The following is a 14,706-nucleotide window of genomic DNA, read 5'->3' on the forward strand; positions in this document are numbered from 1 at the left end:
CATACCCTGCATGACAGCAGGGAGTAAACAGCATAAAGCAACAACAGGCGTTCCAGACGGACGTCTTTTTTTGATTGAAAAGAAAGGAATTGTAGAAAATGAAGAAGATATGGAAACGAGTGTGTACAGGGATTCTTGCCCTGACCACGATTTTAACCGCATTACCGATTTCAACAGTTCAGGCAGCGGAAACACAGTATTGGCCGGAATCCTCAGAGAGAGTCGGATATATTGAACATGTGATGAATGATGGAACCATTCATTCTACATTCAATGAAGGTCACATGCGAGTAGAGGGCGAAACCGCCTATTGTGTAGATATTAACACCGGATTCAAAAATGGGTATAAAACTAGACACGATGCAAGTGCTAGCATGAGTGCTGCACAGATCGAAGATGTGTCATTGTCACTGGAGTATGTAAAGCAGTATAGAGGCAGTCATAGTAACCTGAATGCAAATCAGGGATATCTGCTGGAACAGTGTGTAGTATGGCAGAGACTCAGTGAACAGTTGGGCTGGAAGTGCGATAATGTCAGAGCTGCATATTCTGAGATTTCACAGGATATTCAGAATGAAGTGTATGCAGGAGCGAGAGCATTTGTACAGGCAAACAAAGGTCGCTATAAATGTGGCGGATATATCTATACTGGTGAAGGACAGGATCTCGGACAGTTTTGGGCAGAACTGAATGTCGGAAATGCGAAGGTAAAAAAGACCACAGCAAATGAAAGTATCACAAAAGCAAATGCAATGTATTCCATTGTAGGAGCAACTTTTGGCATATTCTCAGACCAGAATTGCAGTAATCAGATTGGAACACTTACAACAAATGAGAATGGTGAGACAAATGAAGTTGAAGTGACTGCAGGGACTGTTTGTATCAAAGAACTTTCTGCACCGAAGGGATATAAGCTGGATACGACAGTACACAGTCTGAAAGTTGAAGCCGGAAAGACAGCCGTATTAAATGTTTCCGATGTTCCGAAAGTGACAGAGACATTGGTAGACCTGTTCAAGATTGATATGGAGACGGGAAAAGCAACCGCACAGGGGTATGCAGCACTGTCAGGAGCAGAGTTTACCTGGCATTATTATGACGGATTTTATACAAAAGATAACTTACCAGAGAAAGCAATACGTACCTGGGTTACAAAAACGGTGGCAGAAAAGAGCAGTGACGGAAGTATTCATTATGTGACAAAAATGTCAGATGCTTACAAAGTATCGGGAGATGCATTTTACATTCAGAATGAAAAAGGCGTATTACTACTTGGAACACTGACTGTTGAGGAGACAAAAGCACCAGACGGATATTTACTGGACGGAGCTTATATGCAGGCAGGAGACAGTACAGAACAGATAAAAGGAATGTATCTGACACAGATCACAGAGGACGGAGAACTTGCAGTTCTTTCCGGAAGCAACCAGTATTCCGTATCTGACCAGGTAATCCGAGGTGGTGTGAAGATTCAGAAACGTGATTTAGAGACAAAAGATACCAAAGCACAGGGAAGTGCCACATTAAAAGATACTGCATTTGCAATTATTTCTTTGAACGAAAATTCGGTTCTGGTAGAAGGAAAGCTATACAAAAAGAACGAGACAGTTAAGACGATTCAGACAGGGATTGACGGAATTGCAACAACGACGGCAGATTTACTTCCGTATGGTAAATACAAACTGGAAGAAACCAAAGCACCGGAAGGTATCTGACTGACGGGGCAAAAGCGATTGAATTTTCGATTACGGAAAATGGAAAAATCGTAGATTTAACAGACGAAAGCCATTCGATTTACAACCAGATTAAACGTGGAGATTTAGAAGGAGTAAAGATTGGAGCAGGTACACATAAGAGACTTGCGAATGTTCCTTTTAAGATTACAAGCAAAACAACTGGTGAGAGCCATAGCATAGTGACAGACAAGAATGGTCAGTTTTCAACTGCTTCTGATTGGGCGTCTCATAAGAAAAATACAAATGCAGGGAAATCCAGTGAGGACGGTATCTGGTTCGGAACATCAGAGCCAGACGACAGCAAAGGGGCATTACTTTATGACACTTATGAGATTGAGGAGTTAGCTTGTGAATCCAACAAAGGTATGAAATTGATTCCAGCATTTGAAGTTGTTGTCAGCAGAAATAAAGTAACAATCGACCTTGGAACACTGACCGATGAGTATGAAAAAGAGATTACTATTCATACAACAGCAACGGATAAAGAAACGGGCGAAAAAATAATTGTTGCAGGAAAGAAAGTAACGATTGTAGATACAGTTACTCTGGACGGTCTGGAAGAAGGAAGAAAATATCAGTTAAAAGGCTGGCAGATGCTGAAAGAGGAAAATGCAGAACTGCTCATTGATGGAAAGCGTGTGGAGAGTGATTATACCTTTGTTGCTGACAATGAAAAAATGAAAGTAGGAATTTCTTATATGTTTGATGCATCAGAACTTGGCGGACAGAATCTGGTTACATTTGAAGAATTATACGATCTGAAGAGTCCGGAAGAACCTGTAAAGGTTGCAGAGCATAAAGACATTGACGATGAAGGTCAGACTGTTCTGATTACGGAGCGAAAGATTTCGATTCATACCACAGCAACTGATAAGAATGGCAAGAAGGAGATGGAAGCCGGAAAAGATCTGACGATTGTGGATACAGTTACATTAGAAGGATTGGAAATCGGTACAAAGTATAAATTGTCTGGTTGGCAGATGATTAAGAAAGAAAATGCAAAGCTGCTCATTGATGGCAAAGAAGTTACCAATGATTATGAATTTACAGCGGACAAGGAAAACATGGAAGTGCAGATTGAGTTTACTTTCGATGGCAGCACTCTTGGAGGAAAGCAGTTTGTAACCTTTGAAGAACTGTATGATATGACAAATCCGGAAGAACCGAAAAAGGTAACAGAGCATAAGGACATCAACGAGGAAGGTCAGACTGTAACCATCAAAGAAGTACCGGAAACACCAACCCCAGAGACACCGGGTACTACTACAAAGACCAGTAACCCTCCGAAAACAGGAGATACGGAAAATGCAGCTTTATGGATAGCCATTCTGGTATTGTCAGCAGCCGGAATCACGGGAGTTCGTATCTGGAATAAAAAGAAACAGGTTAAGAGATTAGGAATTGAAGAAAAGAAAGAAGAGGAGGAGTAAAACAAAGGGCGGCGATAAGTTGCCCTTTGATATTGAAATGGGAAAGAATCAGAAAGCAATAAAAGTATTGCAGCGTTTATTTGATGCCGGATACGGAACGGAGAAAGAGATTGTTAACATGACGATGGATGAGATGCTTGCTTTGCCTGGAGTGAATGTAGCAGACCTGTGTATTATCAGTGAGTTACAGAAAAGTATTAAGGCAAACAAAGTGATAAGCTATTTGTCAGGGCAAACAGAAGCAAAGGAAGAAACGAAAGGAGCAGATGATAGTGGAACAACCTAAATATTTGGAAATGACATTATCACAATTGAAATCATATGTGGAATCTTCAGATAGTAATGTCCTTCTGGTTGTAGAATTTCCAAAAGGAGATCAGAAGGATGGAGAATGAATTGGAAGTTGTGAATATCCGTCTGGTAAAAGAGCCGTCTCTTTATAGTGAGCAGACGTTGGACAGTCCACAGGCTGTTGTAGAATTGATGGCGAAGGAGTTATCGCAATATGACAGAGAAGTATTTTGCATCCTGAATATGAAAAATAATGGACAGGTAATCAATATGAATCTGGTCAGTGTTGGAACAATCAATGCATCTTTGGTAATTCCCAGAGAAGTTTTTAAGAGCAGTATTCTGGCAAATGCGTCTGCAATCATTGGACTTCATAATCATCCCAGTGGCAATGTGAAACCGTCAAAAGAGGATATGATTGTTACGAGAAAGCTGCAGAAGTGCGGACAGCTACTGGGGATAGAATTGCTGGATCATATCATTGTCGGTGGAACTAATGGAAAGATGCTCAGCTTCCGAGAAGAAAAGATGTTGAATGTGACAGGAAGGATGGATTGGGAGAGATAGAAGAAAAAAGAATTGGAAGTTTTTATTTATTGTAATATTTCATGTAGCGGCATTAGTAAAATAGTGTCGCTACAAAAAGCTGACTTATACATTGATATTATATGCATAACTCTAAATAAAATTGTTAAAAATAGAAAAAGAAACAATATATAACGAAAAAATCTCTAAATAAGAAAATTTACATTGACTGAGAGAAGAGTAAAACATATAATAAAGGTGGAGGTGTATAAGAATGTTAGTAAAAGTAAGTGTTGAAAATTTTAAATCTTTTGATAAAGCAGCAGAGCTGACAATGATTTCCTCAAATAAAATACGAACAAATGCAAATCACAGGTTAAAAATAAAAAGTACCCAGTTATTAAAATATGCAGTAGTTTATGGAGCAAATGCATCTGGAAAGACCAATTTGGCATTGTTCTTTAAATTTTTTAAAGATAGTGTCTGCAATGGTATTCCGATAGAAGCTACACAGATGTTTTGTAAGAATCGGCAGGAGAATAAGGAACGAGAAAGTAGTTTTGAAATTCAGATTACTGTAGGTGACAAATTTTATGCCTATGGTTTTTCTGCAGTTTTAAGCAGACGAAAAGTAACCGGAGAATGGTTATATGAATTATATCAGAATGGTTCAGCAAAATGTCTCTTTGAACGAGAAGGAAGTAAACGTCCGGTGTTAAATGATGGTATTACGCTGACAAACACAGAAAAAAATAAATTTGAAACCTATGCAGATGATTTTGAAGGAAATGAAACATCTTTGTTCCTGACAGAAATGAATCGTGGAAAAAAATATAGCACACGATCTAAATTATTGTTCTTCCGGGATGTATATGATTGGATTCAGAATCATATTTCGATTATCACACCGGATACGCCATTGATTGATTTGGAATATTATTATGATGATAATTCGCTGAAGCTGATTAACAAATTGATCAAAACATTTGATACGAGTATCAGCCAGGTAAAAATTGAAGAAATTACATTGGATGAGTTATCAAATGCATTGCCGAAATCAGTATTTGATAAGATGATGCAGCATGTAAAAAATAGAATGGAAGAGCAGGAAGAACCATCATTCAGAATGACGATGAGGTCGAAGGAAACTTTCTTTAATATCGAAGTTGAAGGACATTCTGAACCGAAGGTCACAACAATCCGGTTGCATCATAATAAGTCATTTTATGAGTTCGGTTTTGATGAAGAGTCTGATGGAACAAGAAGATTATTCGATTTGATGGATATGCTGTTGAATAAACGAGAAGATGTTCTTTATGTTGTGGATGAATTGGAGAGAAGCTTACATCCGAAGCTGACAGAACGATTTTTGCAATTGTTTATGCAGCTACATGATGAGCAGCGTATGCAGCTATTGTTCACTACACATGAATCATCCATTATGGATCAGGCTATTTTTAGAAGGGATGAAATCTGGTTTGTAGAACGTAACGCAGAAAATGCAAGCTCTATTTATTCCTTAGATCGTTTCAAGGAGAGGTATGATAAGGTGTTGAGCAAGGCATATCTGGAAGGAAGATATGGTGCGATACCGGTATTTTCAACATTCGACTTTAGAGAGGAGGAGTAGCCTTGGCTCCAGTAAGAAGTTATACGAATTGGAATAGCAGAACTACAGATGAAGAAGAACAGATTGAGCCTTATCGTAAGTACTTTTTCATATGTGAGGGTGCAAATACTGAAACATGGTATTTCAAAAAGTTAATTGATATCCGAAAAGAGTTAAATATTCATCCATTGATCGATATCCGGTTACTTGAAAAAACAGAGGGAGACAGGGACATTTCATTTCCAAGACGTTTGATTGAATTTGCAGAAAATCAGAAAGAAAATCCGGAAATAGCGTTTGATAAAGAACGGGATAAGATGATTGTTGTATTTGATGGAGATATTTTTGAAGAAAAAGTACTTGATTATGATGAACTAGTAGCAGAAGGTGAAAAGAATAATATATTAGCGGTTAGCAATCCAGCATTTGAATTGTTCCTGCTGTTACATTATGAAAATTCATATGAAGATGATATTGAGCCGAATGCTGAACAGATTATCCAGAATGAAAAAGATGGACATCAGACATTTATCTATAAGCTGTTACTTGCCAGAACAGGAATCAATCCCAAAAAGAATTCTGCAATTGGAGAACTGGCGAAGAATATAGAGATTGCTATTGAGCAGGAAAAGAAAATCAATGAGGATATTCATCAGTGTAAGGGACAGATTACATGTAATATTGGTCGGATTATTGATGATATTCGGAATGATGATGGAAAATAAGTTGTTAGATGAAAAATAGGGATGGAAAGATACAGTATGAAAGCAGATAATATAAAAAATATAATCAGTGACATAGATCATCTACCGTATAGAGCAATTTTATTTGATGGAACATGGGGAATTGGAAAATCTTATGCGGTAAATGAGGCATTAGAAGCAAATCCCAATGTTTGTAAAATATCAATGTTTGGTTTAAAAGACCCAAAACAAATATATCATGAAGCGTTATTTCAATTGGCTTTAAAGAATAATATTGGTGGGAAAATAGGTGAAATTGCTAATAATGTTTTAGATGGTCTATCGAAAATTTGGGATAAAGTTGGTCAGGCAAAGGAAGTAGTACAAAGCATTGCCAATGAAAGAGAATTGTTTTTATTATTGTCAAAAGAGTTTACTTCTGTTCATATTATTGTAATAGATGACTTGGAAAGAATGAGTGATGACATAAATTTGGAAGATATATTTGGAATTATAGAAGAACTCAAGCAATGTAATTATGTAAAAGTTATTGTGATTGCGAATACAGATGAAATACAATCGGACAAAAAAGTTGTATTTGAAAAGTATAATGAAAAGGTCATTGAAAGAATATATCATATTACAGAACGTGCAGAGAAAGTGACATGGAGTAAAATGAATATCCATGCAGACTTTGTTGAAAAATTCTTGGAAATCCATAAAGTCAAAAATTTACGGACGCTCGAAAAGGCGCAACGTTTTTTTGAAGATGTAAAATTGTTTTGTAATAGTGACATGAGTGAGCAATTTAAAGAAGAATTAAGGTTAATATGCTTTGCTGTTGTTGTGGAGAGTATAGAAAACTTGTACTATAAAGAAATTGATTCTGATAATACTAATACTGATTCTGTAGAAAAAATGACAAATACGATTGGAAATATGCTTCAGCATAGAATTGGCAGATATCTTTATGGAATAAAGTGTAGTACAAATTTGGTAGAAATGATACTGAAATATTATGAGGAAGGGGTACTAAATGAAGAACAATTGGAGGCTGAATACAAGTTATTTCTTAATTCAGGAGATAAGCCTAACTATTATAAGTCAGATGAGGAAATAAGGAGTGTATTACCTATTTTAAGAGAGAAAATGCTTGAAGCAAAGAGTTTAGCAGAATTAAATGAATTTGCAGATGCGTATGTTGTTTGGAGTGATGTTTTAGAGGAAAATAATGAAAGTGTTTTATCAGAATATAGAAATATTTTAGAAGAAATGCTGGAAAAAACTGTTTTAGATGGGAAAGAGGAAATGCTATCGTATTCATATGATTTGTTTCACATGTCATCGGAAAAGACAAAAAGAATATATCAAGAAGAAAATAAAGAAATGATGAAATTTTTAATAGAGACATATGTGGGATATTTGAAAAAAACAACTCATGGGAAAAAGGCTTATGAGTATTCATATAAACTTAGAAATAATTTTGATAGTAGTTATTATCATGATATTATCATATCAGAGATAGACAATTTGTATAATAAAATTTCTTTTCCAGTAGACAATGTGGATGAGGATAGATATCATACGTGTTATAATATTATGTATGTTTTGTATCATTCAGATGCTGAAAAATTCTTGCAGTATTGTGAAAAAATAAAAGAAGATTGTGATAATATGTCAAGGCATAGAATAGATGTTTTGATTGAGGAGATAGTAAAAAAGTAAAAGTAAATTTACATAGCCAGATGGTTCCAACTCAAGGAATCACCTGGCTATTTTCATGCCCGGATATTATCCCCAATAATATCAATCTAAGGCAAGAAAGGAGATGAAAATTATGCCATATATACCACCATCGGTCGTGCGGGAGGTCAAGCGGATGGATTTGCTTACGTACTTGAAAAATTATGAACCATACGAATTAGTTCACTTTTCTGGCAACACCTACACTACCAGAACACACGATAGTTTGAAAATATCAAATGGGAAATGGATGTGGTGGAGTCAGAGAACCGGTGGCAGATCAGCACTGGATTATCTGATCAAAGTAAGAGGATACAGTTTTTTAGAGGCGGTTGAATTGCTTGCAGAACGGGCAAATATTCAGCCGCCTCTTTTTGTATCTGAGAATGTTCCGATGGAGAAACAGTTACTGTTGCCAAGGAAAAATCAAGATAATCAGAAAGTGATTGCGTATCTTTCTGAACGTGGGATTGATAATGAAATCATTCAGTTTTGCTTAGAGTCTGGAAGAGTTTATGAAAGTGAATTTCATCATAATACGGTGTTTGTAGGGATGGATGAGAAAGGAAATCCGAAATATGCAGCTATTAGGGGAATCGGAACCAGTTTTATCGGAGAAGCAAATGGAAGCGATAAGAATTACTCTTTTTCCATTTTTACAGAAAAACCCAATGATACGGTGCATCTGTTTGAGTCAGCCATTGATCTGCTATCTTATGCAACATTGCAGAAATTGGAGGGGAAGGAGTAAAGGTTTTCATCAGAAATACTATAAAGACTTGTTGAAATCCTTGGATTTGCCTGATATTCATTTTCACCAGTTGAGAAATACCTATGCAACTATTTTGCTGAAGAATAGCTTTAATTCAAAAGGTATTTCGCATTTATTGGGACATGCCAAGGAAATCATATCAGTAGATATCTATGGAGATACGCAGGAAATCATAGAAGACTGTCTGGATGTATTGGAACCATTTATTGAAGAAGTTATTCCAAAAGAGCGGAAAGATCAGTATTATGATTATTCAGAAGTGATTGAAATAGACTTAATCCTGGAGGAATATTTCAACGCAGCATGATAAAAAATAGAATAGTAGTAAGAGAGAAAAGTACAAATAAAAATCGAACATTTGTACTTTTTCTTACCTTCATCTATATACTTTCAAAAAAATGTCTGATATAATAGGGACTGTTACAAGAACAAACAGTAAAAATATGACAGAACCGGAGCCTGGTATCGTCAGGTATTTCCGAGTGCTGTTTTATCCGCAAAAATCAGTTTTGTGACTTTTATTCGTAACGAGGTGAAAAAGACATCTATTCACCATAAAAATGAGCTTTTCGTTACGAATCCGGATACGAATTTTTGGCTGATAGTGGTCATAGTAAAAGTCACAAATGGAGGAATTTACCATGAATGAGTTCAAATTAAAAGCCCCATACGAGCCAACCGGAGACCAGCCACAGGCGATAGCAGAGCTTGTGAAAGGGTTCAAGGAAGGCAATCAATGCCAGACTTTACTAGGGGTTACGGGTTCTGGAAAGACTTTTACGATGGCAAATGTGATTCAGCAATTACAGAAGCCGACACTTGTCATCGCTCATAATAAGACGTTAGCGGCTCAGTTATACGGAGAGTTCAAGGAGATGTTCCCCGATAACGCAGTGGAATATTTTGTCTCCTACTACGACTACTACCAGCCGGAGGCTTACGTGCCGTCTTCGGATACGTATATTGCGAAGGACTCTGCGCGGAACGATGAGATTGATAAGCTGCGGCTTTCCGCGACTTCTGCACTGAGTGAGCGGAACGATGTCATTGTGGTTTCCAGTGTTTCGTGTATCTATGGAATCGGAAGCCCGAAGGACTACATGGAGATGATTATTTCGCTCCGCCCGGGAATGGAAAAGGACCGGGACGATGTGATCCGGCAGTTGATTGATATTCAGTATGACCGGAATGATATGGATTTCCACCGCGGTACGTTCCGCGTGCGCGGTGATGTATTGGAGATTTTTCCGGCGGAGGAGACGGACAAGGCGGTGCGCGTCGAGTTCTTCGGGGATGAGATTGACCGTCTGGTGCAGATCGATACGCTGACGGGTGAAATCTTATGTGAACTGAACCACATCGCAATCTTTCCTGCCTCCCACTACGTTGTGCCGATGGACACGATCCTGAAAGCAACAGGCGAGATTGAAAAGGATATGGAAGAGCAGGTGAAGTTCTTCAAGCACGAGGGAAAACTGATCGAGGCCCAGCGCATCGAGGAGCGGACCAATTTCGATATTGAGATGCTCAAAGAAACCGGCATCTGTTCCGGCATCGAAAACTATTCGCGTTACCTCTCCGGATTAAAGCCAGGCGAGCCGCCCTACACACTGATGGACTATTTCGGAGATGATTTCCTCATCATCGTGGATGAGTCGCATAAGACTGTTCCGCAGATCCGCAGCATGTATGCCGGCGACCAGTCGCGGAAATCGACGCTGGTGGACTATGGATTCCGTCTGCCGTCCGCAAAAGACAACCGCCCGTTGAACTTCGGCGAGTTCGAGGACCGGATTGATCAGATCCTCTTCGTATCTGCCACGCCGGGCGACTACGAGGCAGACCACGAGCTGCTGCGCGCTGAACAGATCATCCGCCCGACCGGCCTTCTCGACCCGGATGTCGAGGTGCGCCCGGTGGAGGGACAGATCGACGATCTGATTTCGGAAGTAAAGAAAGAAACTGAAAAACACAACAAAGTTCTCGTGACGACGCTGACGAAGCGTATGGCAGAGGATCTGACCGACTATATGAAAGAGGCCGGCATCCGCGTGCGCTACCTGCACTCCGATATCGACACCCTGGAACGGACCGAGATCATCCGTGATATGCGTCTCGATGTCTTCGATGTGCTCGTCGGCATCAACCTTCTGCGTGAGGGTCTCGACATCCCGGAAATCACACTCGTGGCGATCCTGGATGCCGATAAAGAAGGTTTCCTGCGTTCCGAAACCTCCCTGATCCAGACCATCGGCCGTGCCGCGCGAAACAGCGAGGGCCATGTTATCATGTACGCCGATGTGATGACCGATTCCATGCGACTCGCGATCGACGAGACGAAGCGCCGCCGTGCCCTGCAGGAAGCCTACAACAAAGAACACGGCATCACTCCGACCACCATCAAAAAAGCCGTCCGCGATCTCATCAGCATTTCGAAAGAAGTGGCAAAGACAGAAGAAAAGATGGAAAAAGACCCGGAGTCCATGAGCCGCGAAGAACTGGAAAAACTGATCGGCCAGGTACAGAAACAGATGAAAGCCGCTGCCGCCGAACTCAACTTCGAAATGGCCGCCGAGCTGCGTGACAAAATGATCACACTGAAGAAGAGCCTGGATGACATGGAAGAATAAAAAAGAAGAAAAGAGCATGAAAAAAAGCGTGCCGGAAAAGCGACAGAAAACTTTCCGGCACGCTTTTTTGCGTCCGATTTTGATTCCTTCTTGTTCAGAATTGACGCAAAATAAGAATACCATTATAATATAAAATACGACCAAACGGTCGTATCAAAACGAAAAACACAAAAATAAAAAAGACAACAATAAAAAAATTAATCGCCGAATTTTCTCTTTTTACTGGAGACACTCAGCAGATAGTCGACCGAGCAGTCATAGAACCGTGCAAGCCGGATCACATAGTCGATCGGGATGTCGCGGATTCCTTTTTCGTAGCGGGAATAGACGTCGCGGTTGCATTCGAGCAGGGCAGAAATCTCTTTGATGGTGAGATCCTGATCGATCCGCATATCTTCAATTCTCTGGTATTTCATACGTTGTACCATCCTTTCAGATTCAAACCCATACTACCAAACGGTTGGATGGACAAAGTTAAATCAGATCATATGGTCGCAAATTGGAGAATGGGGCGGGAGAGAGAAACGGCGGGTGAAGACAGCCTGTGCAGAAAACAGAAAAATATGTACGGCAGAAATGGGGGAACGAATGGGAAAAGCAGAAAGAATAGAAATAGAAGATTTTGTCCAGAATATAGTGGAACGGATGGAGACGCCGGAAGCGTTTGAAAAAATGATCAGCCGGGAGGAAGAATGCGAAGCGCAGGGGCAGGAGAGCCGTCTGAGGGATGTGCTGAAGAAAGAATGGCCGGTGGACGAAAAGGGAGAGCGCATCTATCAGATCACTAATATATATGAAGAAAAAGCAGAAGAACTCCTCATTGTAGAACTGTATACCGGCATCCACCTGGAAAACGGAGTCCCGTGCGGGCATTTTACGCTGTATCTCTGCGGGGAGCCGGACGGATGGAAACTCAGCGAAACGCGGATGATGGAATATCTGCAGAATCTGTAAACGAAAAAGCAAAACAGGGAGGACAGGGAAAAGAAAAACTGTCCTCCTGCTTTTGCTGCGGCGGAGACACCGGAAAGTCAGGATCCATACGGCCGCTTCTCATCGCTGATGCCGACCAGATAATCCAGACTGACCTGATACAGCTCCGCCAGACGGATGGCAATGGAGATCGGCAGTTGCCGGACGCCTTTTTCATATCGGGTATACACATCGCGGTTGCAGCCGAGATAGTCGGCAACCTGGCGGATCGTCAGATCGTGGTCCGTGCGCAGATCCTCCAGTCTCTGATATTTCATGATTCATCACCTCTGAGAAAATGCTACTAAATGGTCGTATTAAAATGGCAGAATCCTACCATACGGCTATAGCGCCTTTGAAACAGTAGAATGCAATAAAAAAGAAAAGTCAGATTCCTTTTCAGAAAGAAAACGGTTTATACTTTTTTCACAATTTCTTCATAGAAAAACCGGGAAAAGGTGTTGACAAACAAAAGGCAGAGTGCTATCTTAAGAGCATAGATGTTAGCACTCCACTGAAACGAGTGCTAACAGGACTATACAACAGGAAGGAGCTTATCTTAGTGGATACAGAATTGGATGAAAGAAAAAGAAAAATATTAAAAGCGATCATCCAGACGTATCTGGAAACGGGCGAGCCGGTCGGCTCAAGAACGATTTCCAAATACACGGATTTGAATTTAAGCTCCGCCACAATCCGGAATGAAATGTCCGATCTGGAAGAGATGGGTTACATCTTACAGCCCCACACTTCCGCAGGACGCATTCCTTCCGATAAAGGCTACCGCCTCTATGTAGATGAGCTGATGCGGGAAAAAGAACAGGAAGTTGCAGACATCAAAAACATGGTCATTGAAAAAACAGACCGAATGGAAAAAGTTCTGCAGCAGGTTGTCAAAGTCCTCGCTTCATCTACCAACTATGCAACGTTGATTACAGGACCGGAATATCACAGAAATAAAGTGAAATTCATCCAGCTCTCAAAAGTCAATGAAGAGCAGCTCCTGGCCGTCATCGTCGTAGAAGGCAACCTGGTGAAAAACCAGATGATCGACCTAGACGAGACCATCAACGATGAACAGATATTAAAGCTGAACCTGCTTCTGAACACACAGCTCAATGGCCTGACCATTGAAGAAATCAATCTTGGCATGATCAAGAAGATGAAAGAGCAGGCAGGCATCCACTCCGGCATCATCAGCAAAGTGGTCGATACCGTAGCGGAAGCCATCGCAGTCAGCGAAGAAGATGTGCCGGTGTACACCAGCGGCGCAACCAACATTTTCAAGTACCCTGAGCTTTCCGACAGCAGCAAAGCCAGCCAGCTGATCTCCACATTCGAGGAACGGCAGAAACTGGTCGATATGATCAAAGGAGCTGCCGAGGAGCAGGACGGAGAGGAAAATACCGGTATTCAGGTATACATCGGAAATGAATCTTCGATGGAACCCTTACGGGACTGCAGCGTGGTCACCACCACATACGATATGGGAAACGGTATGCGCGGAACAATCGGTATCGTGGGACCAAAGCGGATGGATTACGAAAATGTGGTAGATAACCTGAAAACATTAAAAGTTCAACTGGACGCCGTCTTCAAAAAGCCGGACACAGGTGAGTAGAAAGGTGGAATGATCAGTGAGCGAAGAAAATAGAAAGAAAGAGGAAACCATGGAAGAACCTACACGCGAGATGGAAAAAGAAACCGGAGCAGAGACCGATCTGCCGGAAACCGAACCGGCTGCGGAGCAGGAAGAAGCAAAGAAAGCAGCAGAGGCAAAAGAAGCGGAAGCTGCAGAAGAAACTGCTGAGGATGGCAAAGAACGAAAGTTCTTCAAAAAGAAAAAAGATAAAAAAGATGAGAAAATCGAAGAGCTGACTGACCGCCTGACCCGTCAGATGGCAGAGTTCGATAACTTCCGCAAACGCACCGAAAAAGAAAAAGCAAATATGTATGCCATTGGAGCAAAAGACATCATCGAGAAGATTCTTCCGGTTGTTGACAGCTTCGAGCGCGGACTTGCAACGGTGGAAAACCCGGAGGAAGATCCGTTCGCAGACGGCATGAATAAAGTATACAAACAGTTTACCACAGCACTCGATGAACTCGGTGTAACCGTGATCGAGGCCGTTGGAAAGGAATTCGATCCGAACCTGCACAACGCAGTGATGCATGTGGAGGATGAGGAAGCCGGCGAGAACATCGTCGTAGAAGAGTTCCTGAAGGGCTACATGTACAAAGGCTCCGTAGTCCGTCACAGTATGGTCAAGGTGGCTAATTAAGCTTGAAGATAAATAAATAGAAATTAAACCATT

The 14,706-nt window shown here is 40.8% G+C and carries 13 protein-coding genes and 1 pseudogene; 12 read left to right on the forward strand and 2 right to left on the reverse strand.

Annotated features, from left to right (window positions below; translation table 11 throughout):
- Positions 1-98: 98 nt before the first annotated feature.
- From DW965_RS00895 to uvrB, 9 genes and pseudogenes are all read left to right on the forward strand, one after another.
- Positions 99-3,166: pseudogene (locus DW965_RS00895) on the forward strand (VaFE repeat-containing surface-anchored protein).
- Entirely contained in the window at positions 3,138-3,452 is a 315-nt protein-coding gene (locus DW965_RS00900; RefSeq protein ID WP_119197913.1) for a hypothetical protein, read from the forward strand. Before DW965_RS00895 ends, DW965_RS00900 begins: the two are co-directional and overlap by 29 nt.
- A 98-nt stretch (positions 3,453-3,550) precedes the next feature.
- Positions 3,551-4,024 (forward strand): JAB domain-containing protein, encoded by a 474-nt coding sequence (locus tag DW965_RS00905; RefSeq protein ID WP_006426187.1) that lies wholly within the window; start codon positions 3,551-3,553, stop codon positions 4,022-4,024.
- Between the two features lie 232 nt (positions 4,025-4,256).
- Positions 4,257-5,612 (forward strand): AAA family ATPase, encoded by a 1,356-nt coding sequence (locus DW965_RS00910; RefSeq protein WP_119197914.1) that lies wholly within the window; start codon positions 4,257-4,259, stop codon positions 5,610-5,612.
- 2 nt (positions 5,613-5,614) lie between these two features.
- Positions 5,615-6,316: an RloB family protein gene (locus DW965_RS00915; protein WP_055290367.1), complete on the forward strand. Its 702-nt coding sequence runs from the start codon at positions 5,615-5,617 to the stop codon at positions 6,314-6,316.
- A gap of 36 nt (positions 6,317-6,352) precedes the next feature.
- The gene (locus DW965_RS00920) at positions 6,353-7,999 is read left to right on the forward strand and encodes a P-loop NTPase fold protein (protein ID WP_117761698.1); all 1,647 of its coding nucleotides are present in this window, start codon (positions 6,353-6,355) and stop codon (positions 7,997-7,999) included.
- A gap of 154 nt (positions 8,000-8,153) precedes the next feature.
- The gene (locus DW965_RS00925; RefSeq protein WP_243036232.1) at positions 8,154-8,768 is read left to right on the forward strand and encodes a DUF3991 domain-containing protein; all 615 of its coding nucleotides are present in this window, start codon (positions 8,154-8,156) and stop codon (positions 8,766-8,768) included.
- Entirely contained in the window at positions 8,734-9,096 is a 363-nt protein-coding gene (locus DW965_RS00930; RefSeq protein ID WP_117761697.1) for a tyrosine-type recombinase/integrase, read from the forward strand. Before DW965_RS00925 ends, DW965_RS00930 begins: the two co-directional genes overlap by 35 nt.
- A gap of 334 nt (positions 9,097-9,430) precedes the next feature.
- Positions 9,431-11,419 (forward strand): excinuclease ABC subunit UvrB, encoded by a 1,989-nt coding sequence (gene uvrB, locus DW965_RS00940; RefSeq protein WP_119197915.1) that lies wholly within the window; start codon positions 9,431-9,433, stop codon positions 11,417-11,419.
- A gap of 197 nt (positions 11,420-11,616) precedes the next feature.
- On the opposite strand, the gene DW965_RS00945 is transcribed toward uvrB, so the two are convergent.
- A complete protein-coding gene (locus DW965_RS00945; protein ID WP_055228291.1) occupies positions 11,617-11,835 on the reverse strand; it encodes a helix-turn-helix domain-containing protein in 219 nt (72 codons plus the stop codon).
- A gap of 172 nt (positions 11,836-12,007) precedes the next feature.
- Between DW965_RS00945 and DW965_RS00950 the strand changes: the two genes are divergently transcribed.
- Positions 12,008-12,373 carry a hypothetical protein gene (locus tag DW965_RS00950; RefSeq protein ID WP_022461735.1) on the forward strand — a complete coding sequence of 122 codons (366 nt, stop codon included), beginning with the start codon at positions 12,008-12,010 and terminating at the stop codon, positions 12,371-12,373.
- A 77-nt stretch (positions 12,374-12,450) separates the two neighbouring features.
- On the opposite strand, the gene DW965_RS00955 is transcribed toward DW965_RS00950, so the two are convergent.
- Positions 12,451-12,669, reverse strand: coding sequence for a helix-turn-helix domain-containing protein (locus tag DW965_RS00955; RefSeq protein WP_055218403.1), 219 nt, complete (start codon positions 12,667-12,669; stop codon positions 12,451-12,453).
- Positions 12,670-12,953: 284 nt separating this feature from the next.
- On the opposite strand from DW965_RS00955, the gene hrcA reads away from it, so the two are divergent.
- Both hrcA and grpE read left to right on the forward strand, forming a co-directional pair.
- Positions 12,954-14,012: a heat-inducible transcriptional repressor HrcA gene (hrcA, locus tag DW965_RS00960; protein WP_022461073.1), complete on the forward strand. Its 1,059-nt coding sequence runs from the start codon at positions 12,954-12,956 to the stop codon at positions 14,010-14,012.
- Between the two features lie 49 nt (positions 14,013-14,061).
- Complete coding sequence (grpE, locus tag DW965_RS00965; RefSeq protein ID WP_055218747.1) at positions 14,062-14,673, forward strand: nucleotide exchange factor GrpE; 612 nt, start codon at positions 14,062-14,064, stop codon at positions 14,671-14,673.
- Positions 14,674-14,706 lie beyond the last annotated feature (33 nt).

This window comes from Blautia sp. AM47-4 (assembly GCF_003479865.1).
Classification (GTDB): Bacteria; Bacillota; Clostridia; order Lachnospirales; family Lachnospiraceae; genus Fusicatenibacter; species Fusicatenibacter saccharivorans.